Annotated in this window: 19 protein-coding genes and 1 other RNA gene; 9 read left to right on the forward strand and 11 right to left on the reverse strand. The window is 67.9% G+C overall.

What is annotated here, in order from left to right; translation table 11 throughout:
- The first annotated feature begins 16 nt into the window (after positions 1–16).
- An RNA gene (gene rnpB / locus AC1DY7_RS13990) (RNase P RNA component class A) lies at positions 17–385 on the forward strand.
- 18 nt (positions 386–403) lie between these two features.
- On the opposite strand, the gene AC1DY7_RS13995 is transcribed toward rnpB, so the two are convergent.
- From AC1DY7_RS13995 to AC1DY7_RS14010, 4 genes are read right to left on the reverse strand one after another with little or no spacing between them, the layout of a single operon-like run.
- Entirely contained in the window at positions 404–1843 is a 1440-nt protein-coding gene (locus AC1DY7_RS13995; RefSeq protein ID WP_477494274.1) for a CYTH and CHAD domain-containing protein, read from the reverse strand.
- Between the two features lie 59 nt (positions 1844–1902).
- Positions 1903–3900, reverse strand: coding sequence for a 5-oxoprolinase/urea amidolyase family protein (locus tag AC1DY7_RS14000; RefSeq protein ID WP_477494275.1), 1998 nt, complete (start codon positions 3898–3900; stop codon positions 1903–1905).
- Positions 3897–4499 (reverse strand): urea amidolyase associated protein UAAP2, encoded by a 603-nt coding sequence (locus tag AC1DY7_RS14005; RefSeq protein WP_477494276.1) that lies wholly within the window; start codon positions 4497–4499, stop codon positions 3897–3899. Before AC1DY7_RS14005 ends, AC1DY7_RS14000 begins: the two co-directional genes overlap by 4 nt.
- Positions 4499–5248 carry a DUF1989 domain-containing protein gene (locus AC1DY7_RS14010; RefSeq protein WP_477494277.1) on the reverse strand — a complete coding sequence of 250 codons (750 nt, stop codon included), beginning with the start codon at positions 5246–5248 and terminating at the stop codon, positions 4499–4501. The genes AC1DY7_RS14005 and AC1DY7_RS14010 overlap by 1 nt, the downstream gene beginning before the upstream one ends.
- A gap of 141 nt (positions 5249–5389) precedes the next feature.
- Between AC1DY7_RS14010 and AC1DY7_RS14015 the strand changes: the two genes are divergently transcribed.
- The gene (locus AC1DY7_RS14015; protein WP_477494278.1) at positions 5390–6058 is read left to right on the forward strand and encodes a TetR/AcrR family transcriptional regulator; all 669 of its coding nucleotides are present in this window, start codon (positions 5390–5392) and stop codon (positions 6056–6058) included.
- Between the two features lie 13 nt (positions 6059–6071).
- Positions 6072–6851 carry an enoyl-CoA hydratase/isomerase family protein gene (locus AC1DY7_RS14020; protein WP_477494279.1) on the forward strand — a complete coding sequence of 260 codons (780 nt, stop codon included), beginning with the start codon at positions 6072–6074 and terminating at the stop codon, positions 6849–6851.
- Here the strand turns inward: AC1DY7_RS14020 and panB are convergent.
- The gene (gene panB / locus AC1DY7_RS14025) at positions 6848–7678 is read right to left on the reverse strand and encodes a 3-methyl-2-oxobutanoate hydroxymethyltransferase (RefSeq protein WP_477494280.1); all 831 of its coding nucleotides are present in this window, start codon (positions 7676–7678) and stop codon (positions 6848–6850) included. The genes AC1DY7_RS14020 and panB overlap by 4 nt on opposite strands.
- Positions 7679–7842: 164 nt before the next feature.
- Here panB and AC1DY7_RS14030 point away from each other — a divergent pair, with 164 nt between their 5' ends.
- The 3 genes from AC1DY7_RS14030 (at position 7843) to AC1DY7_RS14040 (ending at position 12455) form a co-directional block, all read left to right on the forward strand.
- Positions 7843–9255, forward strand: coding sequence for a WS/DGAT/MGAT family O-acyltransferase (locus AC1DY7_RS14030; protein WP_477494281.1), 1413 nt, complete (start codon positions 7843–7845; stop codon positions 9253–9255).
- A gap of 46 nt (positions 9256–9301) precedes the next feature.
- Positions 9302–10810, forward strand: coding sequence for an alpha/beta hydrolase (locus AC1DY7_RS14035; RefSeq protein ID WP_477494282.1), 1509 nt, complete (start codon positions 9302–9304; stop codon positions 10808–10810).
- Between the two features lie 106 nt (positions 10811–10916).
- The gene (locus AC1DY7_RS14040; RefSeq protein ID WP_477494283.1) at positions 10917–12455 is read left to right on the forward strand and encodes an alpha/beta hydrolase; all 1539 of its coding nucleotides are present in this window, start codon (positions 10917–10919) and stop codon (positions 12453–12455) included.
- 10 nt (positions 12456–12465) lie between these two features.
- Here AC1DY7_RS14040 and AC1DY7_RS14045 read toward each other — a convergent pair whose 3' ends face one another.
- Together AC1DY7_RS14045 and AC1DY7_RS14050 are read right to left on the reverse strand one after the other, a co-directional pair.
- Entirely contained in the window at positions 12466–13146 is a 681-nt protein-coding gene (locus AC1DY7_RS14045) for a hypothetical protein (protein ID WP_477494284.1), read from the reverse strand.
- A complete protein-coding gene (locus AC1DY7_RS14050; protein ID WP_477494285.1) occupies positions 13064–13528 on the reverse strand; it encodes a hypothetical protein in 465 nt (154 codons plus the stop codon). Before AC1DY7_RS14050 ends, AC1DY7_RS14045 begins: the two co-directional genes overlap by 83 nt.
- 82 nt (positions 13529–13610) lie before the next feature.
- On the opposite strand from AC1DY7_RS14050, the gene glnA reads away from it, so the two are divergent.
- Positions 13611–14951 carry a type I glutamate--ammonia ligase gene (glnA, locus tag AC1DY7_RS14055; RefSeq protein WP_477494286.1) on the forward strand — a complete coding sequence of 447 codons (1341 nt, stop codon included), beginning with the start codon at positions 13611–13613 and terminating at the stop codon, positions 14949–14951.
- A gap of 9 nt (positions 14952–14960) precedes the next feature.
- Positions 14961–17915 (forward strand): bifunctional [glutamine synthetase] adenylyltransferase/[glutamine synthetase]-adenylyl-L-tyrosine phosphorylase, encoded by a 2955-nt coding sequence (locus tag AC1DY7_RS14060; protein WP_477494287.1) that lies wholly within the window; start codon positions 14961–14963, stop codon positions 17913–17915.
- Here the strand turns inward: AC1DY7_RS14060 and AC1DY7_RS14065 are convergent.
- A complete protein-coding gene (locus AC1DY7_RS14065; protein ID WP_477494288.1) occupies positions 17912–22669 on the reverse strand; it encodes a M4 family metallopeptidase in 4758 nt (1585 codons plus the stop codon). The two genes, AC1DY7_RS14060 and AC1DY7_RS14065, sit on opposite strands and share 4 nt — an antisense overlap.
- Positions 22670–22942: 273 nt before the next feature.
- On the opposite strand from AC1DY7_RS14065, the gene AC1DY7_RS14070 reads away from it, so the two are divergent.
- The gene (locus tag AC1DY7_RS14070; RefSeq protein ID WP_477494289.1) at positions 22943–23572 is read left to right on the forward strand and encodes a PaaI family thioesterase; all 630 of its coding nucleotides are present in this window, start codon (positions 22943–22945) and stop codon (positions 23570–23572) included.
- 3 nt (positions 23573–23575) lie between these two features.
- Here AC1DY7_RS14070 and AC1DY7_RS14075 read toward each other — a convergent pair whose 3' ends face one another.
- The 3 genes from AC1DY7_RS14075 to AC1DY7_RS14085 are packed head-to-tail and all read right to left on the reverse strand — an operon-like array spanning position 23576 to position 26120.
- A complete protein-coding gene (locus tag AC1DY7_RS14075) occupies positions 23576–23986 on the reverse strand; it encodes a DoxX family protein (RefSeq protein WP_477494290.1) in 411 nt (136 codons plus the stop codon).
- 16 nt (positions 23987–24002) lie between these two features.
- Positions 24003–24443, reverse strand: a complete 441-nt coding sequence (locus AC1DY7_RS14080) for a DoxX family protein (RefSeq protein WP_477494291.1) — start codon at positions 24441–24443, stop codon at positions 24003–24005.
- Between the two features lie 36 nt (positions 24444–24479).
- Positions 24480–26120: a YVTN family beta-propeller repeat protein gene (locus tag AC1DY7_RS14085; RefSeq protein WP_477494292.1), complete on the reverse strand. Its 1641-nt coding sequence runs from the start codon at positions 26118–26120 to the stop codon at positions 24480–24482.
- Positions 26121–26288 lie beyond the last annotated feature (168 nt).

A 26288-nucleotide genomic window follows, 5' to 3' on the forward strand; every position in this document is an offset into this window, starting at 1 on the left:
AGGTAGCGCGCGCGGACGAGTTGGCCGGGCGACCGCGGAGAAATTCGAGGAAAGTCCGGACTTCACAGAGCAGGGTGATTGCTAACGGCAATCCGAGGAAACTCGCGGGAAAGTGCCACAGAAAACAGACCGCCGGAGACGGTAAGGGTGAAACGGTGCGGTAAGAGCGCACCAGCACCCCGGGTGACCGGGGTGGCTAGGCAAACCCCACCCGAAGCAAGGCCAAGAAGGCCGCGACCTGGTCGCGGCTGCGCAAGCGTTCGAGGGCTGCTCGCCCGAGCTTGCGGGTAGGCCGCTTGAGGCACCCGGCGACGGTGTGTCCAGATGGATGGTCGCCACCTCACCATGTGAGGGACAGAATCCGGCTTAGAGGCCAGCTCGTCCGCCCTCGCCCTGCGCCCGGTTACCTTCCGATGGCCTTGCGCAGCGACTTCAGCGCGGCCCCGATCTCCTCTTCTGCGTAGAGGGCGATCTCGGCCTCGATCTGGAACAGCAGGCCGTAGGTGAAGGTGTCTTCACCTGCCGCGTGTGCCGCGTCGGCCTGGGTCAGCAGATGCGCGCGGCTGACGGTGCTGTCCTGGTGGTCGCCGAGCAGTGTCTGGATGGACTTGGCACTCTCGGCCACCGCGGCATCTCCGTGAGCGGACGCGGTGTAGCGGAGTTGCTTGGCGCGCTTGCGGATTCGGTGCAGCGCCTCATCGGTGCCGGCAATCTTGGCGGCCTTCGCGGCCTTGGCCACCTTGCGGTAGGCGCCCTCGACGGTCACCTGGGATGCTTCGCCCTCGGCGCCGGCGGCGGGCGCGGCCACCACGTTCTCCAGTGCGTCGAGCAGCCGGAAGTACCGCTCCGAGCGCATCGCGGTCACCGACCGGCGCCAGCCGGCCTTGTACTTGGCCTTCGCCCCGTCGACCAGTCGCTCCCGCACCGGGCCGCGGACCAGGTGGTCGGGTAGGTCGGCGAGTGACTTCTCGTACTTCTCGGCGAGCACCTCGGCGTCGCGGGCGGTGCCCAGCACCGCGGCCAGTTGCTTGAGCTCCTCAAGAACCCACGCGTTGTCGGTGCCCGACTCCTCGGCCAGCAGGCTGCGGATCTTGCGGGTGGTGACCCGCATCTGGTGCACCGAATCCCACACGTCGGCGCGCACCGCGCGGTCCCACTCGAGCAACGCGTCGACGTTCTCGGCCACGGCGCGGTGCACCGGGTCGGTCGGGGCCGGCGCCTTCTCGGGCGCCGACACGTCGAGCACCCGGGCCAGCTTCGAGCCATGCCCGGCGGGTGCCGCGCCGGCGTCCAGCAGACGATTGGACAGCCGCTCCAGTACCTCGGTGGGGCCGTCGCCGACCAGTTCCAGTTCCCATTCCCGCCAGGTCTGCGGCTCGCTGTCTGGGCGCAGCGCCGAGGCGGTCACACTGTCGTCGCAGAACTCCGCGACCGCGGTTCCTTCGGCACCGAACAGCAGCGACACCGAGCGCTGCGTCGAGATGCGGGCCACTGCCCCCAGGGGGCGATCGCGCACGATCGCCGCGACGACATCACGGATCTCGTCGGGCAGGGCATCCTCCAGAGGGGCCCGCACCTCGGTGCGGGTGTCCTGGCCGGCGGGCAGCTTGATGTGCCAGCCGGCGTCCGTGCCCCCGGTGCGACGGCGCAGGGTGATCTTGCGCGTGGCGAGGTCGTAGTCCGGGGTGTCGTAGTAGACGGCCTCCAGCACCTGGGTGGGTGAATGCTGCACCCGCGTCACGACGGCCAGCCCTTCGAATGAGGGTGACACCGTGGTTTCGAGCACGTCGAACTTGCGCTCCACCTCGGTGTGGCGGGAGGTCTTGGACTTGGCGGCAGGCATTTTCACCTTCGGTCGGGCGTGAGTCTGAACAGGGTGCCACATCGAGGTGAATAAATGTCTCAGCCCGCCCGGCGAAACTCCCCGGCGAGATCCCAGGCATGCCGTTCGGCCGCGAAGGCCGTCGCCTGCTGGGCGCGGAACTCGGCGATCGAGTCGGCGTGCACGGCCAGGAAATCACGGTACCCGGCGAGATCGAACTGCCCATCGGTGATCTGCACCTGCCCGCGGCCGGCTGCCATGTCTGCCCGCAGATCCAGCAGCTCGTCCGCGCTGACGGGGTAGAAGCTGATCCGGTCGAAGTAGCGGAGCAGCCAGGGCGTGCCCGGTTCGAAGACCGCCGAGTCGGACGGATGCCGGTGATTCCACACCTGCGTGGTGCGCCCGACGAACTGGTAGCCGCCCGGGCCCTCCATGCCGTAGATGCACATATACGCGCCGCCGATGCCGACGGCGTTCTCCGGGGTCCACGTGCGGGCCGGGTTGTACTTCGTGGTGACCAGGCGGTGCCGGGGATCCAGGGGAGTGGCCACCGGTGCACCCAGGTACACGTCACCGAGGCCCAGCACCAGGTAGTCGGCGTCGAAGACGGTGTCGTAGACCTGCTCGACATCGGCCAGGCCGTTCACCCGCCGGATGAACTCGATGTTCCACGGGCACCAGGGCGCGTCGGCGCGGACGCCGTTCATGTAGCGCTCGATGGCCTCCCGGGTGGACGGGTCGTCCCAGGACAGCGGGAGTCGCACGGTGCGGCTGGGCACCACGAGTTCCGTCGTCGCGGGCAGGCTTTCGTCGGCGCGGGCGACCAGGTCCACCACCTCGGCCATGGCCAGTGCCGCCGGGTCGAACTGCACCTGCAGGGAGCGCACCCCGGGCGTGAGCTCGGTGATGCCCGCGATCTGCCGTGCCACGAGGTGTTCGTAGAGGACGTGCACCCGCGCCCGCAGCGCGAGATCGAGCACCATGTCGCCGTATTCGACGAGCACCCCACCATCGCCGGCGCGGCGCATGGTCACCTTGGTGCCGTCGGCGGCGGTGAATCGGCCGAGCACACCGTCGTCGCCGTCGCCGCCCGTGGACACCACCAGTGGCAGCGACGCGCGCCGGTCGATGTCGATGGTGCGCAGGGACGGCGCCCGATCGGCGCGCACCGGGACGAACCGCACGGTGTCACCGGGCGCCAGTTGGCCGAGCTTCCAGCGGTCACCGCCGACCACGGTGACGGGGCAGACGAATCCGCCGAGGCTCGGTCCGTCAGGTCCCAGCAGAATCGGGGTGTCGCCGGTGAAGTCGAGCGCGCCGACGCAGTAGGCGTTGTCGTGGATGTTGGACGGATGCAGACCCGCCTCACCGCCGTCGGTACGGGCCCAGTGCGGTTTGGGTCCTTCCAGTCGCACGCCGGTGCGGTCGGAGTTGAAGTGCACCGTGTAGTCGGTGCCGACGATGGTGTCGATGTCCTCGCGGGTGAAGAACTCCGGTGCGCCGTGCGGCCCCTCGGTGACCGCGAGCTGCCAGTGGTGCCCGATGCTGGGCTGTTCCTCGATGGCGGCCCGGGCATCGCGACCGGGCCAATCCTGGTGCGGACCGGGATCGGTTCCGGCCGCCAGGGTATCGTGTTCGCGCAGTGGCCTGCCGTCATGGCCGCCGAAGGTCCCCAACGTGAACGTGGCTGTGCTGCCCAGGTATTCGGGCTCCGTCAGGCCGCCAGCGATCAATATGTAGCAGCGCATCCCGGGGCCGGAGAGCATGCCGACGTCGAGTACCCCACCGGCGGGCACGGTGACCGACTGCCACTGTGCCACGGGCACGCCGTCCAGCGTCACCGGCACCGGTGCGCCCGTCACACAGACCCGTCCGCCGTCGGGGAAGCGCAGCGCGGGGCCGCCGCGGGTGCACTCCAGACCGGCGGCGCCCTCGTCGTTGCCGAGCACCCGGTTGCCGATCCGGAAGGACAGATCATCCATGGGACCCGACGGCGGAACGCCGATGTGCCAGTATCCGACTCGGCCCGGCCAGTCCTGCACGGTGGTGAGCATGCCGGGGCGCAGCACCTCGATCATGACAACACCATCTGGACCGGCGTCGGGTTGAAGCCGTTGCACGGGTTGTTGATCTGCGGGCAGTTGGACACCAGCACCAGGGTGTCGATCTCGGCGCGCAGCGTCAGTGTCTTCCCGGGAGCAGACAAGCCGTCGACGATGCCGAGGGTGCCGTCGTCGTCCACGGGGACGTTCATGTAGAAGTTGACGTTGGAGACGATGTCGCGCTTACCCATTCCCCACCTGGTGGCCTCGGCGAGGAAGTTCTCCGCGCAGGCGTGCTGGTGCACGGTGTGGTGCCCGTAGCGCAGCGTGTTGGATTCCTTCGAGCACGCGCCGGCGATGGTGTCGTGGTTGCCGACCTCGTCCTCGATGAGCGTCATCAGCGCGGTGCCGTCGGACGCGCGCAGCACCGAGCCGGTGGACAGGAAGATATTGCGTTGTGCGGCAACGGTTGTCTGCGCGTTGTAGCGCAGCGCCGGGTCGGGCCGGCCCGCGGTGACACCGTAGAACAGGGTGTCCACCGCCTGGTTGCCGAACAGGTCGATGATCTGAAGTGTCTTGCCGGCGGGCACGATGGCCGACCAGGGTGCGCAGGCTGCGACCTCGAACGTCGTCATCAGATGAACTCCTTGGTGTTCTGTGCTGCGGCCCAGGCGCTTTCGGTGTTGAACAGGGCGCGCAGGTATTCGGGGTCGGTGCTGAGCGGGGTGCGCAGTTCGTCATCGGCCCGCCAGGCCAGCACGTCGAGGTCGGTGATCCCGGGATCGGGGTCCAGTGGATGCGCCGTGTTGACCAGGACCACGACGACGGGCAGGTGGATCAGCAGGTCGACGGAGCCGCCGGGGCCGGCGCTGCCGGTGAAGTGCAGGCCGCCGTCGGCGTGCACGCGCGCGCCCTTGAAGAACGACACCGAGGGCGCCACGTCGCGGATGTCCAACCCGTGTTTGTGCACACCGAGCAGCATCTGGGCCTGCCCGGCCGGGGTGAGGCCGCACAAGGTGTCGTGGTGCGCGGAGGTGTCGGCGGCGACGGTGGCCAGCACCCGGCCCTGGTCGGACAGCAGGGGATGGCCGGCGCCCAGGTAGGCCTGCCACGGCACCTTCACCGTGTCGGCGACGTTGAGGCGCTCCCATGGGGCGTCGGCCCGGAACAGCAACAGGTGCGCGCAGGCGCCGCCGCCCGGATCGGCCAGCCGCAGCCGGGTGCCCCGGCCCAGCACCTTGGTGGCGTAGGAACCACTCGGGACGACCTCGGCCCAGCGCACGTCGGTCACGCCGGGGGGAGCCGTCGGCACCCGGAACTGCGCCTCCGCGGCCTGTGCCCGGGCGTGCGACCGCGCCCCCTCTGTCGAACTGGTACCTGCCATGTCCGGCCTCCTTAACTGTCACTTGAAAGTTTTAATTGCCCGCATTTTCTGCTGGTGACGGACCTGTTACGGGTGCGTGACTTATTTCTATCAAATGATAGGAAATATGGCACCTCGAACGGCGGATGCCACAATGGCCCCATGAGCAGCGATGGCCGGGGACGTCCGAGGCTCGAAAAACCTCGCCGCCCGGGGCGTACCCCGCGGGATGAGATTCTCGATGCCGCCGCCGAACTGTTCACCGAACACGGGTACGCCAACACCTCGACCCGGCGGATCGCCGATGCCGTGGGCATGCGCCAGGCGTCGCTGTACCACCACTTCGCCACCAAGGACGACATCCTGGATGCGCTGCTGGCAGGCACGGTGGAGGCACCTCTGCAGCTGGCCGCCGAGTTGGCTGCCGAGGGCGGCCCGGTGGTGCAGCAGCTCTATACGTTGATCGTGTCCGACGTCGCCCAGCTGTGCCGGGGCGCCTGGAACCTGGGCGCCCTGTACCTGCTCCCCGAACTGCGGGTGGACAGGTTCGCGCAGTTCCGCCGCAGGCGCGCCGAGCTGCGTGAACGCTACCGGGCGCTGGCGGCGGCCGTGATCGCCGACTGCGGCGGACCGGCCGATGCCGTCGATCTGCCCTTCCGGCTGGTGGAGTCGGCGATCAACCGCCGTTCCGACGACGGCGCCTGCCCGCCCGAGCAGCCGTGGATCAGCGCCGACGGCGCGCTGCGGGCGCTGGGTTGGGGTGGTGACTTCGCGACGGTGCGGACCGCCGCCGAAACCCGACTCGCGTTACACACCGCCGCGGTGACGTAATACCGTGTGCCCCATGACCGAATTCGAAACGCTGAAGTTCACTCAGTCGGGGCCCGTCACCAGCATCGTGCTGAACCGACCGGACGCGGCCAACGGCATGAACGACGCGATGACCCGCGACCTGGCCGTCGCGGCCGCGTTGTGTGACACCGAGGCGACGAAGGTGGTCACCCTGACCGGTGCGGGGCGGTTCTTCTGCGCCGGCGGTGATCTCAAGTCGATGGCCGCCGCCCCCGATCCCGGCGTCTTCGTCAAGGGCATAGCCAACGATCTGCACCGGGCGATGTCGACGTTCGCCCGGATGGATGCGGTGCTGATCACCGCGGTCAACGGCACGGCGGCCGGTGCCGGCTTCTCCTTGGGTGTGTCCGGTGATCTGGTGCTGGCCGGTGAGTCGGCGGCGTTCACGATGGCCTACACCAAGGCCGGGCTGAGCCCCGACGGTGGCGCGTCCTACGTGCTGCCGCGCCTGGTCGGCCTGCGTCGCGCGCAGGACCTGATGATCACCAACCGGGTGCTCAAGGCTCCCGAAGCGCTGGCCTGGGGCCTGGTCACCGAGGTGGTCGCCGACGCAGCGCTACCCGAGCGGCTCGAGCAGTTGGCCGGTCAGATCGCCGCCGGTGCCCGCGGCTCCAACTCCTCGGTCAAGAAGCTGCTGCTGAGCACCTACGCCAACGGGTACGAGGCGCAGTTGGAGCACGAGGCACGCCATATCGCCGGCAATGCCTCCTCTCCCGACGGGAAAGAAGGCATCGCGGCGTTCCTGGGCAAGCGGGCGCCCGACTTCAGCTAGTAGGAGTGTTCCTCGGCCGGGAACACTCCGCTGGCCACCTCGTCGGCGTATTGCGTTGCAGCGCTGCGCAATACGTCGCCGACCTGGGCGAACTTCTTGACGAATTTGGCGGTCTTGCCCGACGTCATCCCGGCCATGTCCTGCCACACCAGCACCTGCGCGTCGCAGTTGACGCCCGCGCCGATCCCGACGGTGGGGATGGTCAGCTTGCCGGTGATCTGGGTGGCCAGTTCGGCGGGCACCATCTCCAGCACCACCGCGACCGCACCGGCCTCGGCCACCGCGATGGCGTCGTGGATGGTCTGGTCACCGGCGTCGCCGCGACCCTGGACGCGGTAGCCGCCCAGGCTGTTCACGCTCTGCGGGGTGAAACCGATGTGGGCGACGACCGGGATGCCGGCCGCCGTCAACGTCGCGATCTGCTCGGCGACACGTTCGCCGCCTTCGAGCTTGACCGCGTGGGCGCCGGTCTCCTTCATGAAGCGGGTCGCGGTCGCCAGAGCCTGGGCGGGGCTGGACTCGTAACTGCCGAACGGCAGGTCGGCGATCACCAGGGCATGCGTCGCACCGCGGACGACGGCGCTGACCAGGGGGATGAGTTCATCGACGGTGACGCGGACCGTCGTGTCGTAGCCGTAGACGACGTTGGCGGCCGAGTCGCCGACCAGCAGGACCGGAATGCCGGCGTCGTCGAAGATGCGGGCGGTGGAGAAGTCGTAGGCGGTGAGCATTGCCCACTTGTGGCCTTCGTTCTTCCACTTCTGCAGGTGATGGGTGCGGACCTTTACGGGGGTATTGGTGGCACCATAAACGGACTGCTCAGACATCTTTGTCCCTCGGTGTGTGGTTGTCGGGTTGATCCTCGAGGCCGTTGCTCGGTCCCCGGGTCTTCTGACAGCGACAAGTCTGCCACTCCTGACCTCGAAGTTGAACGTCAGGTTAAGTGGATTTCCTCACACCGCCGCGGTGACATGGACCTAACATCGGCGTCATGCAACGGCGTGCGCTTCAAAGACTCAGTGGACTGGACGCCAGCTTCCTCTATCTCGAAACCGCGGCCCAGCCCTTGCACGTCTGCTCGATCCTGGAGTTGGACACCGCCACGGTGCCCGGCGGCTACACCTTCGACCGGCTGCGCGACGAGCTGGCGATGCGGATCAAGGCGATGCCGGAGTTCCGCGAGAAGCTCGCAGACAGCAGGTTCAACCCCGATCACCCGGTCTGGGTGGAGGACAACGATTTCGACGTCCAGCGGCACCTGCACCGGATCGGGCTGCCCTCGCCCGGTGGGCGTGCCGAGCTGGCCGAGATCTGCGGGCACATCGCATCGCTGCCGCTGGACCGCACGCGGCCGCTGTGGGAGATGTGGGTCATCGAGAACGTCGCGGGCACCGACGCGCACGCCGGCGGCAAGCTGGCTCTGATGACAAAGGTGCACCACGCCGCCGTCGACGGCGTCACCGGCGCCAACCTGATGTCCACGTTGTGCAGCACCGAACCCGACGCCCCGCCGCCGGACCCGGTCGACGGGGCGGGCAACGCGACCGAACTGGAGATCGCCGTCAACGGCGCCATCAAGTTCGCCACCCGGCCGCTGAAGCTGGTCAACATGCTGCCCTCCACGGTGGCGACGGTCATCGACACCGCGCGCCGGGCCACCAAGGGGCTGACCATGGCGGCGCCCTTCGCCGCACCCAAGACCCCCTTCAACGCGAATGTGACCGGCCACCGCAACATCTCGTTCGCCGAACTCGAGCTGAGCGACATCAAGACGGTGCGCGCCCATTTCGGGGTGAAGGTCAACGACGTGGTGATGGCGCTGGTGTCCGGGGTGCTGCGCCGCTACCTGCTGGACCGCGACGAACTGCCGGAATCCTCGCTGGTGGCGATGATCCCGGTTTCGGTGCACGACAAATCCGACCGGCCCGGCCGCAACCAGGTGTCGGGCATGTTCTCGTCGCTGCACACCAACATCGAAGATCCAGTGGAACGGCTGATGGCCATCTCGTCGGCCAATTCTCTTGCCAAGCAACACAGTTCGGCGATCGGAGCGACATTGCTCCAGGACTGGTCGCAGTTCGCCGCGCCGGCCGTGTTCGGTATCGCGATGCGGGTGTACGCGCGCAGCAACCTGTCGGCAGCGGCGCCCGTGCACAACCTCGTGGTGTCCAACGTGCCCGGCCCGCAGATACCGCTGTATCTCCTCGGCTGTGAGGTCAAGGCCATGTACCCGCTGGGGCCGATCTTCCACGGGTCGGGACTGAACATCACCGTGATGTCGCTGAACGGCAAGCTCGACGTCGGCATCATCTCCTGCCCCGAACTGCTGCCCGACCTGTGGGACATGGCCGACGACTTCGCCATCGAACTCGCCGAGCTGGTCGACGCCACCAGCCGTGTCTAGGTAGCCTCACCAGCCTCGATGCGGACGCATGGCAGCATGGTCAGCCATGAAGCTCACGCGCGGCGTTCTCGCGGCCGCCATGGTGCTGCTCCTCATCGCAGGATGCAGCAATGTCGTCGACGGTCGAGCCGTCATCTCCGCTCCACGGCCCGGCAGCCCGGTGCAGTGGTCGCCGTGCAAGGCGTCATCGGGTGAGTCGCGGATACCGTCCGGTGCAGAATGCGGCTACCTCTCGGTACCGGTCGATTACGCCAAGCCCGACGGTGAGGTCGCACAGCTGGCGATGATCCGCTTCAAAGCGACCGGCGAGAAGATCGGGACGCTGTTCATCAACCCCGGCGGCCCGGGTGAATCCGGCGTCGAATCCGCGGTGTCGCTGGTGGGCACCATGCCCGATTCGGTGCGTCAGCGGTTCGATCTCGTCGGCTTCGACCCGCGCGGGGTCGGGTCCTCCAAGCCCGCACTGTGGTGCAACTCCGACGACGACAACGACCGGCTGCGCGCCGACCCGCAGGTGGACTACACCCCGGAGGGCGTCGCGCACATCGAGTCCGAGACCAAGGACTTCGTCGCGCGCTGCCAGCAGAAGATGGGCGACGAGTTCCTGGAGAACATCGGAACCGTCAGTGTGGCAAAAGATCTCGACGCGATGCGGCAAGCCGTCGGCGACGACAAGCTGACCTACCTCGGCTACTCCTACGGCACCCGGATCGGGGCCACCTACGCCGAGCTGTTCGGTGACAAGGTGCGCGCCATGATCCTCGACGGCGCCGTGGACCCCAACGCCGATCCGGTGGAAGCCGACATTCGCCAGGCCAAGGCTTTCCAGACGGCGTTCAACAACTACGCCGCCGACTGCGCGACCAACGCGGACTGCCCGCTGGGCACCGACCCGGCCAAGGCCGTCGACGTGTACCAGTCACTGGTCGAGCCGCTGGTGAACAAGCCCGCGCCGACCAAGGATCCGCGCGGTCTGAGCTACAGCGACGCGATCGTCGGCACCATCCTGCCGCTGTACTCGCCGAACCTGTGGCGCCACCTCACCCAGGGCCTGAGTGAACTGACCAAGGGTCACGGCGACACCATGCTGGCGCTGGCCGACCTGTACATGGGCCGCGACGGGGAAGGGCGCTATAACAACTCGACCGATGTCCGGGTCGCGGTGAACTGTGTCGACGAGCCGCCCATCACCGACCGCGCCACCGTCGTCGACGAGGATCGGCGTGCCCGCGAGGTCGCCCCGTTCATGAGTTACGGCGAATTCACGGGGAACGCACCGATGGGCACGTGCGCGTTCTGGCCGGTGCCGCCGACGTCGACGCCACACCAGCTGAAGGTCGCGGGCCTGCCCCCGACTCTGGTGGTGTCCACCACCAACGACCCGGCGACGCCGTATCAGGCCGGGGTGGATCTGGCCAAGCAGCTCGGAGGCACGTTGCTGACGTTCGAGGGCACGCAGCACACCGTGGTGTTCCAGGGCAACAGCTGTGTGGACGGGATCGCCGCGAAATACCTCGTGGATGTGGTGGTGCCGCCGGAAGGCAGCCGCTGCTAGGTGGTGCGCGGGGGGCTTCGCTTTGGTAACGGCCCCGTCACCGTCTGATTGCTGATCACCCCCCGTGGGGATGCTCCGGGCGAACCCGTCCGTCGGCTGTGCAACCATGAGCGCCATGTGGCTGGCGGGCAGGATTTTCGCAGTGCTGCTGGCCCTCCCGATCGTGGCCGGCGTGCTGTGCGCACCCGCGTCGGCTGCGCCCGCGTCGCTCTATGGGCAGCCCGCCGTGTGGGGGAGTTGTGAGCGCTTCCTCGGAAGCAGTCCCGCCATCGCACGTAACCTGCCGACGGCGCAGTGCACCGACGTGGCGGTGCCCGTGGACTGGAACAATGTCGCCAATCCCCAAGGCGCACAAGCACAATTGGCCGTGATCCGGGTGCCCGCCAGCGGTCAGCGGATCGGCACCCTGATGGTCAACCCCGGCGGGCCGGGTGCGTCGGCGGTGGACACCGTCGCCGGCATGGCCGCCGCGCTGAACGGTTCGCCGATCCGGCAGGGCTTCGATCTGGTCGGCTTCGACCCACGGGGCGTCGGCTATTCGACGCCGAAGGTGAGCTGCCGCACCGACGAGCAATTCGACGCATACCGGCGGGAGTCGTTGACCGACTACAGCCCTGCCGGGGTCGCCCATGCCGAGGACGTCTACCGGACGTTGGGCCAGTCCTGCCTCGACCGGATGGGGCCGCAGTTCCTGGCCAACATCGGGACCGCGTCGGCGGCCAGGGACATGGATGTCGTGCGGGCCGCGCTCGGTGACGAGCAGATCAACTATCTCGGCTTCTCCTACGGCACCGAATTGGGCGCCGCCTACGCCGACCGTTATCCGGAACGGGTCCGCGCGATGGTGCTCGACGGGGCCGTCGACCCCGGTTCGGATCCGGTCGACGAGAACATCAGCCAACTCGCCGGCTTCCAGGAGGCGTTCGGCGTCTACGCCGCCGACTGCGCCCGTTCGGCGGACTGCCCGCTGGGCACCGATCCCGCGCAGTTCTCCAGCCGCTACCACCAGCTCGTCGACCCGTTGGTGCAGCGTCCCGGCGGCACCTCGGATCCCCGCGGACTGGGCTACGCCGACGCCATCACCGGTACCGCGAACGCGCTGTACACCAAGCGGTACTGGCCGTACCTGACCAGCGGGCTGCTCGGCCTGGCCCGCGGCACCGACGCCGGCGACCTGCTGATGCTGGCCGACGACTACTGGCACCGTGACGAGAACGGGCACTACGGCAACCAGCAGGATGCGTTCGCCGCGATCCGCTGCGTGGACGCGCCGTATCCGACCGATCCGGCGGTGTGGGCGCAGGCCGACCAGCGCGCCCGGGCGGCGGCGCCGTTCATGGCGTACGGCGCGTTCACCGGCTATGCGCCGCGCGATGTCTGCGCGCTGTGGCCCGTACCGTCGACCACGGTTCCGCACGACGCTGCCGCGCTGCCCGCGGGCAAGGCGGTGGTGGTGTCCACCACGCGTGACCCGGCGACGCCATATCAGGCCGGTGTCGACCTCGCCCGCGAGCTGGACGCCTCGCTGATCACCTTCGACGGCACGCAGCACACCGTCGTCTTCAACGGTGACGCCTGCGTGGACACTGCGGTGGTGAACTTCCTGACCGGGTTGACGCCGCCGCCCGCCGGCTTGCACTGCTGACGGTCGGCGTTCAATTCTTCTGGTAGGCAACCATTTCGCGGGAGAGCCGCTCCCGCAGCCGTGGGTTCCGGCTGCACGCGTCGGCGAACACCGTCAGCAGCAGCCAGCTGCTCAGGGCGCTGCCCAGCACCAAGGCGAACGCCGCCCAATCGCCGCCGACCAGCTCACGCGACGCCGTCTGGCGAGACCACAGCCGCCAGTAGATCATCAGGTTGACCGTGAGCCCGACGCCATAGGACAGCGCGAAGGAGAACGCGAACGGCAGCCAGGTGCCGTCGTGCAGGCGCTCCGAAAGAGGTTCGCGGCGTAGCGGATACACCACCGACAGCACGTTGGCGGCCCCCAGCCAGATGAAGACCATGGTGAGCAACTGGTCGACCATCGCCACGAAATGGCCGTCACCGGCGATGGCCAGCACCGCGATGACGGGTAGACCCGCGCCGAGCACCGCCGCCGCGATCGCCAGGTTCTTGGTGACCAGCACCCGCCACACCGGTTCGCCCTGGATGAGCGCGCGTCGCACCCGTTCGGCCTCGAAGCACAAGGCGTTGGTGCACACCACGCTGCCGACCACGGCGGCGAACAGGTAGAGGGTCAGCCGGCCCGCGTCATACCGAGTCAGACCGGTCAGGTGGTAGAACGCCACCAGGCTGAGGCTGACGCCCAGGGTCACCACGATCCGCAGCAGCACGGCGCGGGGTCCGGGGGGGCACCTCGCCCGCGACCCGTCGCACGCCGCCCGACATCGACGGCCGCATCCGCGGGACCCGGCCGGGGCCCACCTGGTGTGCCCGGGCCACCGCCAGGACGGCGTCGGCCACCGCCGCCCTGGCCCGCCGCACGGCGTGCACGACTTCCGCCGGGGCGGCCGCGAGGTCGGTGTCACCCGGTTCTGCCAGCACGCGCAGGGTGGACTGCGCTTTGGTGGCTTCCAGGTGCAGGGCGGTGTCGTCGCCCCATTCCGCGGCCGATGCCGCGGCGACGGCGCCGGCGAGCGCGTCGCCGAGCGTGCGCAACTCCTGCACGGCAGCCAGCGGTAGCGTGATGCCGTCCTGGTTCGGCGCGGTGCTCATGACAACACTGAATCACGGCGCGGGCCGGAAGCCGATTCGCCCGTGTAACACAGATTTAACAGCCGCTGCTTAGGCTTCGGTCATGGACCGCCAGAAGGAATTTGTGCTGCGCACGCTGGAGGAACGCGACATCCGGTTCGTGCGGCTCTGGTTCACCGACGTCCTCGGATACCTCAAGTCGGTGGCGATCGCGCCCGCCGAGCTGGAAGGTGCGTTCGAAGAGGGCATCGGCTTCGACGGCTCGTCGATCGAAGGGTTCGCCCGGGTCTACGAGTCCGACACCGTGGCGCGTCCCGATCCGTCCACGTTCCAGGTCCTGCCGTGGACCACCAGCGGTGGCCAGCACCACTCGGCGCGGATGTTCTGCGACATCACGATGCCCGACGGTTCGCCGTCCTGGGCGGACTCGCGGCACGTGCTGCGCCGTCAGCTCGCGAAGGCCAGTGACCTGGGCTTCTCCTGCTACGTGCACCCCGAGATCGAATTCTTCCTGCTCAAGCCCGGTGAGGATGACGGCTCGGTGCCGATCCCGGCAGACAACGGCGGGTACTTCGACCAGGCCGTGCACGATGCCGCCCCCAACTTCCGCCGGCACGCCATCGACGCGCTGGAGCAGATGGGTATCTCGGTGGAGTTCAGCCACCATGAGGGCGCGCCCGGCCAGCAGGAAATCGATCTGCGCTACGCCGACGCGCTGTCCATGGCCGACAACGTGATGACCTTCCGCTACGTGGTCAAGGAGGTCGCGCTGGCCGACGGGGTGCGGGCGTCGTTCATGCCGAAGCCGTTCAGCGAATACCCGGGCTCGGCCATGCACACGCACATGAGCCTGTTCGAAGGCGACACCAACGCCTTCCACAGCCCTGACGATCCGCTTCAGCTGTCGGACGTCGCCAAGTCCTTCATCGCCGGCATCCTGGAGCACGCCAGCGAGATCAGCGCCGTCACCAACCAGTGGGTGAACTCCTACAAGCGGCTGGTGCACGGCGGCGAGGCGCCGACGGCGGCATCCTGGGGCGCGTCCAACCGGTCCGCCCTGGTGCGGGTGCCGATGTACACCCCGCGTAAGGCGTCCAGCCGGCGCATCGAGGTCCGTAGCCCCGATTCGGCGTGCAACCCGTACCTGGCCTTCGCGGTGCTGCTGGCCGCCGGCCTGCGCGGTATCGAGAAGGGCTACACGCTGGGGCCGCAGGCCGAGGACAACGTGTGGAGTCTCACCCCGGAGGAACGCCGCGCCATGGGTTACAAGGAGCTGCCCGGCAGCCTCGGCGTGGCGCTGGCCGAGATGGAAACCTCGGAGCTGGTCGCGGAAGCGTTGGGGGAGCACGTGTTCGACTACTTCCTGCGCAACAAGCGCACCGAGTGGGAGAACTACCGCAGCACCGTCACCCCGTTCGAGTTGAAGAACTACCTCTCGCTGTAGCTTGGTGGGGTGCCAAAACCCGTCACCCAGCGACCCAAGCTGCCCGGCGTCGGACGGCTCGGGCTCGTCGAGGCACCCGCGCGAGCCGGGCTGGACCGGTTGGGCTGGAACACCGACGATCACGTCGAACTGCTGTGGGCGCTGTCGCGTGCCCCCGACGCCGATGCCGCGCTGCGCACCATGGTGCGCCTGGCCGATGAACTCGGCGACGGTTGGGATGAACTGAATCGCGCGCTGGTCAAGGACAAGGCGCTGCGCGGCCGGTTGTTCTCGGTGATCGGCGGATCGGTGGCGCTCGGCGATCACCTTGTCGCGCGGCCCCAGTCCTGGCACCTGCTGGCCGGTCGGGCGGCCCTGCCCGACGCCGCGCAGTTGCGCAGGGAATTCGTCGCGGTGGCCGAAAGCTCCACGGACACAAGATCTGTGCAGGCGTCACTGCGCTGCCTCTACCGGGATCGGTTGCTGGTGCTCGCGGCACTCGATCTGGCGCCGACCGTCGAGAACGAACCGGTGCTGGAGTTCAGCACCATCGGTGCACACCTGTCGGATCTGGCCGACGGCGCGCTGAGCGCCGCCCTGGCCGTCGCCAACCGCCTGGTCTGCGGGGAGGAGACGCCGCCGCGGCTCGCCATCATCGCGATGGGCAAATGTGGTGCGCGCGAACTGAATTACGTCAGCGACGTGGACGTCATCTTCGTGGGCGAGGAGGCAGACGCGGTCACCACCCGGGTGGCCGGGGAGCTGATGCGGTTCGCCAGCGACACCTTCTTCGAGGTGGACGCCGCCCTGCGCCCCGAAGGTAAACGCGGGCAATTGGTGCGCACCCTGGAGTCGCACGTCGCCTACTACGAGCGGTGGGCGAAAACCTGGGAGTTCCAGGCGCTGCTGAAGGCGCGCGCCGCCGTCGGTGATGCCGAGCTGGGGGCGCAGTACATCGACGCGCTGATGCCGATGGTCTGGACAGCCTGCGAGCGTGAGGATTTCGTCGCCGACGTGCAGGCGATGCGACGCCGGGTGGAAGAGCTGGTGCCCGCCGGGGTGCGTTCGCGGGAGCTCAAGCTCGGCACCGGCGGCCTGCGCGATGTCGAATTCGCGGTGCAGCTGCTGCAGTTGGTGCACGGCCGCACCGACGAGTCGTTGCACGTGGCGTCCACCGTCGACGCGCTCGCCGCCCTGGGGTCCGGCGGCTATGTGGGGCGCGACGACGCCGCCAATATGACTGCCTCGTATGAGTTTCTACGATTGCTGGAACACCGGCTGCAACTGCAGCGGCTCAAGCGCACCCACATGCTGCCCGAGGACAACGATGAGGAGGCGATGCGCTGGTTGGCGCGCGCCGCGCACATCCGTCCGGACGGCCGCCACGATTCCGCCGGGGTGCTGCGTGACGAACTGAAGCGTCAGAGCATGCGGGTGTCCCGCCTACACGCCAAGCTGTTCTACCAGCCGCTGCTGGAAACCGTTGGGAAGCAAGGCTTCGACGGCATGAGCACCGAGGCGGCCGAACGCCAGCTGGCGGCGCTCGGCTACGACGGGCCGCAGAGCGCACTGACCCATCTTGCGGCGCTCACCAGTGAGAACGGCCGTCGGGGTCAGGTGCAGAAGGTGCTGCTGCCGACGCTGCTGGACTGGCTCTCGGACACTCCCGACCCGGATGCGGGTCTGCTGTCCTACCGCCGGATCAGCGAGGAACTGGGCGATCTGCGGTGGTACCTGTCCACCCTGCGTGACGAGGGCGCGGTGGCCAAACGGCTGATGCGGGTGCTCGGCACGTCGGCCTATGTACCGGATCTGCTGATGCGTGCACCCGAGGTGATCCAGCTCTACGCCGACGGCCCACAGGGACCCAAGCTGCTGGAGGGCGACCCGGACGTGGCGGCGCGCGCCCTGATCGCGTCGGCGGCGCGGCACGCTGATCCGGCGCGGGCCATCGCCGCCGCGCGCACCCTGCGCCGCCGCGAGTTGGCCAGGGTCGCCTCGGCGGATCTGCTCGGCATGCTCCCGGTGACCGAGGTGTGCGATGCACTCAGCTCGATCTGGGTGGCGGTGCTGCAGTGCGCCCTGGATACGGTGATCCGGGACCGGTCACCCGCGGAGGGGCCGAAGGCCCGGATTGCAGTGATCGGGATGGGCCGGCTCGGCGGCGGCGAACTCGGCTACGGGTCCGATGCCGACGTGATGTTCGTGTGCGAACCGATGGGCGATGTCGAGGAGTCCGCGGCGGTCCGCTGGGCGGTGGGTGTCGCAGAGCAGGTGCGCACGCTGCTGGGGACGCCGAGTTCGGATCCTCCGCTGGAGGTCGACGCCGGGCTGCGCCCCGAGGGCCGCAATGGCTCACTGGTGCGGACACTTTCGTCCTACGAGGCCTACTACGCCCAGTGGGCGCAGCCGTGGGAGGTCCAGGCCCTGCTGCGAGCCAACAAGGTAGCCGGTGACGCCGACCTGGGTGAGCGCTTCCTGCAGATGATCGACAAGACCCGGTATCCGCAAGGCGGCATCTCACCGGAGACGGTGCAGGAGATCCGGCGGATCAAGGCCAGGGTGGATGCCGAACGGCTGCCGCGCGGTGCCGACCCGAACACGCACACCAAACTGGGCCGCGGCGGGCTGGCCGACGTCGAATGGACCGTGCAGCTGCTGCAGTTGCGCTTCGCCGACAAGATTCCGGCGCTGCACAACACCTCAACTCTGCAGACGCTCAACGCGATCGGGGCCGCCGAGCTGATCGCCGAGGGTGATGTAGACCAGCTGCGCCAGGCGTGGCTGACGGCGACCCGGGCGCGCAACGCGCTGGTGTTGGTGCGCGGCAAGCCCACCGACCAGTTGCCCGGGCCGGGCCGCCAGCTCAACGCCGTCGCCTCGGCGGCAGGTTGGGAGAACGGCGACGGCGGTGAGTTCCTGGACAACTACCTTCGCGTGACTCGGCGGGCGAAAGCCGTGGTGCACAAGGTGTTCGGAGGTTAAACGCTCTTCACGCCCACCGCGTCGAAGGCGGTCCTGATCGCGGCGATCTGCTTGGCGGTGAAACCGTTGGCGCGGGCACTGGTGAGAATCGCGAACCGGGCGTCGATGTAGGACGCCGTCGACGGCAGGCTGTAGAGCGACTCGTAGTACACCTGGGCCCACTGCTCGCCGGAGATCTCGTTCTTGGTGGCGTCCATCATCTTGTACGCGGCGAAGGACATGATCCCGCTGTTGCTGTGCACGTAGTCGAAGTCGTCGGTGTCGTTGTCATTGCACCCGCACGGATCGATGTAGCGCTGCGGGTAGCTCTCCCGCTGGCTGTAGTCCGACGGGTCCTCCATGCTGCGGTACGGATTGCCCGCTGCATCCTCGGCGAAAAGCCATCTGCCGCTTCCCATTTTGTTCTCGATGAGGGCGCCCATGATGTCGGCGTACGCCTCGTTCAGGGCTCCCGAATCACCGAGGTACGCCAGGCCGTTGACGTACTGGATGACGGCGTGGGTGTACTCGTGGCCGACCAGATCCAGTGCCGCCTGGGTGCTGCCGGAATCACCGAAGACCAGTTCCCGACCGGTCCAGGCGGCGTTGCGCCACCCGGCCGCCGAGGAGCCGCTGGGGTTGTAGTCGATGCTCAGGACCACGGCAGCGCCGTTGTCGTCGAACGAATCCCGGCCCAGGATCGTCGTGTAGTAGTCGTACACCCGCGTCATGTTGGACTGGGCGGAGACGGCGGCGGTGCCCCAACTCTTGGAGTAGGTGACCGTGCTGCCGGGGATGCTGGGCTGGCCCGACCACCCGGTACTGACGTACGTGGTCAGGTAGGTGGTGATGTTCCGGGTCGGGTCGACCAGGACGAGTTGGGTGCCGGTGTTGCTCGCCCCGACAGTTCGGGTCTTGCCCTGCAGGTCGGTGCCGGAGGAGCGGATCGGCGCCAAAGCCTGCTGGGCACTGGAGAAGTCGGAGAAGATGGTGCCGGCCTTGGCGCCGTTGGCGTAGATGTAATAGGTCGCGCCGACCGAGGGGTACGGGCTGGTGGGGTCCGACGAGGTCACCACGCGCCACGCCAGGGTCGCCGGGTTCCAGCGGGCCCCGGTGGCCAGATTGATGCTGACGTCCTGGTCATAGATGACCAGATCGGTGTCGAAGATCAGCGTCGCCAGGAAGGCGTTCTTTGTCGCCTCGGTGGGACTGCCACCGAAGTCACTCAGCGCGTCCGCTCCTGCGATCGCCTCTGCTTTGGCCGCGGTCCCGACACTGGGGGTGGGGGTGGTGTTCACACTCGTGATGGCGGCGTCGTAGTTGCTCACCAGACCGGTCACGCGGCCGGCACTGTCGGTGGACAGCACCACCTCGCTACCGACCACCGGGACACCGTTGACGGTCTGGCTCAGCCGGTAGAACACGCTGCCGGAATACCCGACCGAGGACACCGTGATCCTGGTCGAATCGGCGAACCCGCTTGGTGCGCCAAGCAGTCCGGCCATCTTGTTGAGTACCGTGGCCGCCGTCGCGGCGTTGGTCACGGTGCTGACGGTGAAGGTGCCCGAGATGTCGCGGACCTTGCTTGACGACGTAAGGGTGACGTCGACGTCGCCGGTGGTGGCGAGGGTCTGCAGCTCCGACAGCGTGAGTGTGCCGTCGCTGTCGGGATGTAGCGCCGTGATGGGCACGGTCACGTCGATCGGAATGCCGTCCTGACCGTCCGAGACATTGACGGTGAACGTGAGGCTGTCGGCGCCGGGCGTGAACCAGGCGTGGTAGCGCGCGGTGGTGCTGGGGGTGTAGGTGTAGGCGCCGGCAGTGGTGACGACGACGCCGGAAACGGGCGAGGCCAAGGCGTAACTCAACGTGCTCGCATCGGTGGCGCTGACCTGACCCGTCACCACGCCGGTCGTGGCGTTGACGGTGGTCGAGTAAGTCGGGTTCACCGGCAGGGTGTTACCCGCAGCGGAGGCAACGACATTCACGTTCACGGTGACCGTTCGGCTGCCTCCGTGTCCGTCGCTGATGGTGACCGTGAACGCGTCCGTGCTCGCGCCCGTGGCGCGGGCCAGTGCGGTCGGCGTATAGCTGAACGAGCCGTCGGTGTTGACCACGACCGTGCCCTTGGCTGCGGCGGTGGCCGTGTAAGTCAACGTGTCGTTGTCTGCGTCGGTGGTGGTGATCTGGCCCGTCACCCGTGCGGTGCTGCTGTTGGTCACCGGGGTGCTGACCGTGGCGGCGGTGGGGACGGTGTTGAACGGACTGATGTTCAGCGTCACCGAAACCGGTGTGACCGAACCGTGCCCGTCGTCGACGGTGACGGTGAAGGTCTCCGTCGACGACCCGCCGGCAGCGGCAGCGTGGCGGGCAGTGACGGTGGGGGTGTAGGTGTACTTGCCGTCTCCGCCGACGACCAACGTGCCCGTCAGGGTGGAGGTGGTGCCGTCGTAGTAGACCTTGTCTTTGTCTCCGTCGGTGCCCTTGACTGACCCGGTGATGACGCCCGTCGACGAATTTGGGTTGCCCTTGGTCGTTGTGATGGTCGGCGCCTTGTTCGCCGGTACCACTGTGACGGTGATGGTCTGCGACACGATGCCGCGCCTGCCGTCACTGACGGTGAACGTGAACGTGTCGGTGAGGTCGGTGGTCAGCGCGGTGTCCGCGGCCGCGAGGTGCCTGGCCGCGGCGGTGGGGGTGTAGGTGAAGGTGCCGTCGACGGCGAACGTCACCTTGCCCTTCGTCGGCGCGGTCAACACCGTGACCGTCTGCGGGTCGTCGTCGGCGTCGGTGACCCCGGTCGAGCCGCTGACCACGCCGGTCAGGGTGCTGGAGGTGGTGACCGGAAGGCCCACAACGGGTTTCACATTGGTGGGGACCAGCGACACCACACGCATGGCGGCGCCACCCGCGGTGTACAGCTGCATGCCGTCCGGGCTGGCGGCGATGGCGTTCACGGTGTCGCCGGTCGCCAGCGTCATCAGCAGAGCGCTGGTCGCGGTGTTGTACACCTGCAGGTCGCCACTCTGGGTGGTGACCATCAGGAGCGAACCGTCTTTGTTGACGGTCGCTGCCTGCACGGCCGACGTGGTGCTGAACTCGCCCAGGCCGGCGAACTTGCTGGTATCCAGCACCTTGACCGTGGTGCCGTCGGTGACGACGTACAGCTTCTTGCCGTCCTTGCTCGCAGCGACGGCCGTCGGTGAAGTGCCGGTGATCGTAATGACTTTGGTAGAGCCCGACGAGACCGTGTAGGCCACGACCCCGGCCGGCGTCGTGGCGTAGACCCGCTTGCCGTCGGGGCTGACGATCACGGAGGTGGCGCCCACCGCGGATACCCATCCGGTGATCTTGATGGTCGATGTGCTGACCTTCGCCAATTTGCCGGTGGCGTTGCCGACATACAGGGTGCCGCCGGATGGGGAGATGACCATGCTGGTGGGCGCGATGGTGAGTGCGACGGTGCGGGTGACGGTGTTGGTGGCACCGTCGATGACGGTGATCGTGTTGCTTGTGCCGTCCGCGACGTAGACGACCTTGCCGTCCGGTTTCACCGCCACCGCAATGGGATTGGTGCCCACCGTCATGGTTTTGACGACGGTGCCGTCGAGGGTGTTGACCACGGTGAGTGTGCCGGCGCTGCTGTTGGTGAGGTAGGCGCGGGCGTCGGTTGCGGCGATGGCGGTGGCTTGACCGGTGCTCACCGGGCTCAGCAGGTGCACCGGCGTCGGGTCGATCGGCACCGCCACGGTGCTCAATACCTTGGCGGTCTTGCCGTCGGACGCCGACACGATGAACGTAGCATCGGGTTCGGTGGTGACACCTGCCGAAACACGTTGTGCTGCAGTCGGTGTATAGGTGAAGGTGCCGGTTTTGCCGACTGTCACGGTACCCAAGGTCGGGCCGGTCACCAGGGCATAGGTCACTACCTTGCCCTCGGGGTCGCTCGCGGTCAGCTGGCCGGACACCGCACCCGTGGTCGGGTCGGGATCGCCTAGGGTCGGCGCGACGAATACCGGCTGTTGGTTGGGTACGGCCGTGGTGGCTGTCGCCAGACTCAGGCTGGTGAACGTCTGGGCTTCTACCGCAACGGTTTCGGTGTCCTCGGCCTGACCGATCTCACGCCGGGTGGCCGCGGCCATGATCCAGGCCAGGGGAGAGGCGACCGAGTTGACAGTGCCGAGGATGCGGGCCACGAACTGGTTGAGTGCCGAGGCGATCGCCGCCCCGGTGCGAGCCAGCGTGACGGCGGGCGTCGGCGCGGGGGTGCGTACGGTGGCGGTGGCGGTGGCCGCGGTGAGGGTGGTGAGGGCGGTCCCGCTCACTGCGGACGCCGTGGGCAAGGCACGCGCGATGGATACCGAGGTGGGCGTATCGGTGTCGGCGGTTGGGGCTGTCTGCTTCGAGGGCTCAGCGGTGCTCTTCGTGGCCGACGTGCCTGCCGTCGCGGAGGTGCTGTGCTTGCGGTCGTTCTTGCGGGGCTTCTTCGGCGTCGTTGTTTTTACCGAGGATGTCGTCTGAGTGGCCGCGGTGCTCGGCGTGACGGCGGTGGCGGTGCTGCTCACTGGTGCGGTCGGCTGAGCGTCAGCCTCGGTATCGGCCTTCATGTCGGTGGCGGCCGACGCCTCCTTCTCACCTGACGGCGCGGCCGTGCTGCTGCTGTCGGGTTCGGCCCATGCGACGGCGGGCGCGGTCGCCACGGCGCTGCCGATACCCAGCGCGACGGCGAGGGCACCGACCCGGCCCACGTACCTGGCACTGCACGTCTCGTTCATTTGCTGACGCCTCCGTCTGGCCGTGCACGCTGCGATCACGCTGAGACTAGTCTGTGGACGCTGCGCAGGCTGCCAGTACGCCGGGTTGGTGAGCCCGAGGGCTGCGCCGATGCTGCGGCACGAGTTTGCTTGCGCGGAGCGAGCCGGACTGACTGCTCGTCATCCCGCAGCGTATGTGTGGTGCAGAGGGGCGGCACGAGTAGTTCGGTACTCGGGCGGAGCTGACGTCGGCCTGGTCGCGGCGTTTGTTAGGCAGGCTGATAGAACCTGTGGATGAGCGTTCCGTTCGAAGTGATCAGTGCCGATGAGCATGACCGGCTGCAAGAGTTGTACGGTCCGCTGACCGCGGCGGTGCGCAAACTCGTCGACGCCAGCATTCGCACCGGCGTAGACGGCGCGACCATCCGGGAAGCCCAAGCCGCGATCGAGGCGGTCACCGCCACGCTGGAGACCAGGCAGCACGAGGGCCCCCGCACCCTGCGGCACGCGGTCACGGGCCGCCCTGTGGCGTGGGCCGACCCCGCGATCGGGTTACGGAACGCGATCGCTCCACCCCTGGACATCCACCACACCGAGGACGGCCGGTGCTGGACGGAGTTCACCCTCGGCGCCCCTTACGAGGGCCCGCCCGGCCGGGTGCACGGCGGAATCTGTGCGCTGGTGCTCGATCACATCCTCGGCGAGGCGGCCAGTGAGGGCTTGGTGAAGCCGCGGTTCACCGGCACGCTGACGCTGAAGTATCTGCGCGGCACGCCCCTGGGCCCGCTGCGCGCCGAAGCCTGGGTAGACCGCACCGAGGGTGTCAAAGCCTTTGTGCGAGGCCAGATTCTCGATGCCGAGGGCGTCACCGTCGAAGCCGACGGCATCTTCGTCATGCCGGCCTGGGCGCGGGAAGCCGGCTGAGGGTCAGCTGGTGCGCTTGCCCAGGGCGGTGTCGGCCGCGAGTGAGCCACCGCCGGTGAAGATCAGCAGGAAGAATCCGAAGCAGAGCAGCAACGCGGGCTCACCCTTGTTGACGATCGGCCAGAAGTCCGTCGGTGCGTGCTGGGAGAAGTACGCGAACGCCATCACGCCGGAGGCCAGGAAGGCTGCCGGCCGCGTGAACAGCCCGACGAGCAGCAGCAAGCCGGTGATGAGTTCGAGAACTCCGCCGTACCAGTACGGCCAGGCGCCCACGGGTGCCTGCATGTCAGCGGGCCAGCCGAAGAGATGCGCGGTGGCGTGGGTGAGCAGCACCAGCGCGAAGATGATGCGGACGATCGACAGCACGATCGGCGCGTAGGAGTTCAGCTTGGTTTCGAGAGCGTTCGAGGCCATGCGCACCATAATAGGACTACAGTCCGCTTTTGTCGGGCTCGGGTGTGCGACTGCGGAACGCGTCCAGCGAGTAGCGGCCGCCGCCGGTGAACACGAACAGAAAGAACACGAAGCAGAAGGCGATGGCGGGGAGGCCGCCGTTACCGCCGTACTGCGGGTCGACGATGGGCCACAACCCGAGCGGCTGGTGCTGCCAGAAGTAGGCGACCGCCATCGCACCGGACGAGATGAAGGCCGCGATCCGGGTGAACAGGCCCGTCATGATGAGCAGGCCGCCGACGAATTCGATGAGTCCGGCGTACCAGGCCGGCCAGCTCCCGGTCGGGATGCCCATCGCGATGGGCCAGTCGAAGAGCTTGGACGTGCCGAACAGTGCGAACAGAAATCCGAAGACGACGCGCACCAGGCTCAGCACGGCAGGTGACAGCGCATCCAAGCGAGTGTTCAGGTTCCCCATAGCTTCCGACCGTACTGAAGCGTGGTGACAAGCCGCTTACAGGGAGGCGACGGTGTTCAGGTTGATGACCGAGATGGAGCCACTGGAGTTGACGACATAGAGCCGGGTGCCGTCCGGGGTGATGGCTGAGCCGACCGGTCCGATTCCCACCTCGATATTGGTGACGGCATTCGTGACGAGGTTGATCACCGACACGGTGCCGGGGTGCAGGTCGCCGGGGGACAGCCCGCTGAAGTTGGTGACGTAGGCGTGCGTCCCGTCGGCGCTCAGGTGCAGATCGATCGGCGTGGTGCCGACGGGAATCTGTCGGACGACGGCATTGGTGGCCGTGTCGATGACCTGGACCACGTTGCTGAATTGGGCGGTGACGTAGGCAAGGGTGCCGGCGCTGTTGAATTTGATGATGGTGGGATACGAGCCTGTGGGAATGGTGGTGACGAGTTCCCTGGTGGTGGTGTCGATCACCGAGATGCTGGCGGCGAACTGGTTGCTGATGTAGAGGTGCGGAGCGTTCGGGAGCAGCGCCACCTGGGTGGGGTTGCCCCCCATGGGAATCGCGTCGATGAGCGAGTTGGTGGTGGTGTCGATGATGGCGACGAACTGCCCACCGCCCCCGGCGACATAGCCGACGCCGCCCGGTCCGAAGGCGAAGCCCAACGGGTGGCCGCCGACAGGAATGTCGGCGGTGACGGTGTCGGTGGCGGGGTCGATCACCGACACCGTGCCACTGCCTTGATTGCTGACATAGATCTTGCCGTTGGGTGCGAGCGCCGCGATGGTCGGCTGATCGCCGATGCCGTCCGTGATGGTTGTGACGACGGTGTTGGTGGTGGTGTCGATCACCGAGACGCTGGCCGAGCCCTGATTGGTCACGTACGCGCGGGTGCCCGACGCGTTGAATGCAATCCACTGCGGTGAATCAGACTGCTGCGCAGGGATTGTCGTGGTGACGGTGGTCGGCGTGGGGATGGCGACGGGCACCGTGACGGTGATGCTGCTGCCGTCGTTCAGGGGCACCGCTCCGCCCGTGATCGCATGGAGGAAGGCGTTCACCAACTGCGCGCCGCCGTGGATGTGGCTGGCGGCGTTGGTTTCGCGGACTGTCACCGTGAAGCTGTCGGTGCCACCGCTGGCCGCCAGTGCCGCCGACGGCGTGTAGACGTAGGTGCCGTTGGGGTGGACGACGACGCTGCTGCCGACCTTCGTCGGACCCGTCTTGAGGCTGACGGCAAGCGGATCGTCGTCGGGATCGGACGCGCCGACGTTCCCCGTCAGTATGCCCGGGGTGGACTGGACGGGATCCTGTCGTGGGGATGCGGTGGGGCTGGAGTTGAAGTAGGTCGTCTTGATCCGGCGGGCGATCGCGGCCAGCGGATTCGGCTGCGTGACGGGGCCTGCCGTCGCGGGTGTGGCGGTGGCCGCGTGGCGCGACGTCTTCTGCACCGACGCTGATGTCGTTGTCGACGCTGGGGTCCCATTCGGCTCGGCGTCGTTGTCCCTGTCCGCATTGCGTTGCGTGGCCGACGGTTTGGTCTTCGGTGCCGACGAAGCCCGGGTATGCGTGGGGGACGTCGATCTCGTGTGTGCGCCCGGATCGGGGGCGCTGTCCGCGCCGCTGCTCGCCGGCGCGTCCGGCGCGGATTCGTCAGCGTGGGCAACGCCGGCACCACTTGCCATGGCTGCACCGAGGCCGAGCGTCAGTGCGCCGGCTCCGAGCCATCGGTAGGACACTCGTCCGGATGCCGCTCGTCGCGAACGATGACGACCCGCCATGTTTGCCTCCCATGACTCCGCTGCGGAAGTGCTGCGCACTCGCTGTCGGAGTTATAGCAAGTAATTGACAGC

It is taken from the genome of Mycobacterium sp. P2_H7 (assembly GCF_056403275.1).

Bases quoted from the DNA above. Each gene is read 5' to 3' on its own strand.
- AC1DY7_RS14010 (WP_477494277.1), bottom strand. From the start codon at position 5,248: ATGGCAGGTACCAGTTCGACAGAGGGGGCGCGGTCGCACGCCCGGGCA.
- panB (WP_477494280.1), bottom strand. From the start codon at position 7,678: ATGTCTGAGCAGTCCGTTTATGGTGCCACCAATACCCCCGTAAAGGTC.
- AC1DY7_RS14040 (WP_477494283.1), top strand. From the start codon at position 10,917: ATGAGCGCCATGTGGCTGGCGGGCAGGATTTTCGCAGTGCTGCTGGCC.
- AC1DY7_RS14070 (WP_477494289.1), top strand. From the start codon at position 22,943: ATGAGCGTTCCGTTCGAAGTGATCAGTGCCGATGAGCATGACCGGCTG.
- AC1DY7_RS14000 (WP_477494275.1), bottom strand. From the start codon at position 3,900: ATGATCGAGGTGCTGCGCCCCGGCATGCTCACCACCGTGCAGGACTGG.
- AC1DY7_RS14005 (WP_477494276.1), bottom strand. From the start codon at position 4,499: ATGACGACGTTCGAGGTCGCAGCCTGCGCACCCTGGTCGGCCATCGTG.
- AC1DY7_RS14080 (WP_477494291.1), bottom strand. From the start codon at position 24,443: ATGGGGAACCTGAACACTCGCTTGGATGCGCTGTCACCTGCCGTGCTG.
- AC1DY7_RS14085 (WP_477494292.1), bottom strand. From the start codon at position 26,120: ATGGCAAGTGGTGCCGGCGTTGCCCACGCTGACGAATCCGCGCCGGAC.
- AC1DY7_RS14020 (WP_477494279.1), top strand. From the start codon at position 6,072: ATGACCGAATTCGAAACGCTGAAGTTCACTCAGTCGGGGCCCGTCACC.
- glnA (WP_477494286.1), top strand. From the start codon at position 13,611: ATGGACCGCCAGAAGGAATTTGTGCTGCGCACGCTGGAGGAACGCGAC.
- AC1DY7_RS14030 (WP_477494281.1), top strand. From the start codon at position 7,843: ATGCAACGGCGTGCGCTTCAAAGACTCAGTGGACTGGACGCCAGCTTC.
- AC1DY7_RS13995 (WP_477494274.1), bottom strand. From the start codon at position 1,843: ATGCCTGCCGCCAAGTCCAAGACCTCCCGCCACACCGAGGTGGAGCGC.
- AC1DY7_RS14050 (WP_477494285.1), bottom strand. From the start codon at position 13,528: ATGAGCACCGCGCCGAACCAGGACGGCATCACGCTACCGCTGGCTGCC.
- AC1DY7_RS14035 (WP_477494282.1), top strand. From the start codon at position 9,302: ATGAAGCTCACGCGCGGCGTTCTCGCGGCCGCCATGGTGCTGCTCCTC.
- AC1DY7_RS14015 (WP_477494278.1), top strand. From the start codon at position 5,390: ATGAGCAGCGATGGCCGGGGACGTCCGAGGCTCGAAAAACCTCGCCGC.
- AC1DY7_RS14065 (WP_477494288.1), bottom strand. From the start codon at position 22,669: ATGAACGAGACGTGCAGTGCCAGGTACGTGGGCCGGGTCGGTGCCCTC.
- AC1DY7_RS14075 (WP_477494290.1), bottom strand. From the start codon at position 23,986: ATGGCCTCGAACGCTCTCGAAACCAAGCTGAACTCCTACGCGCCGATC.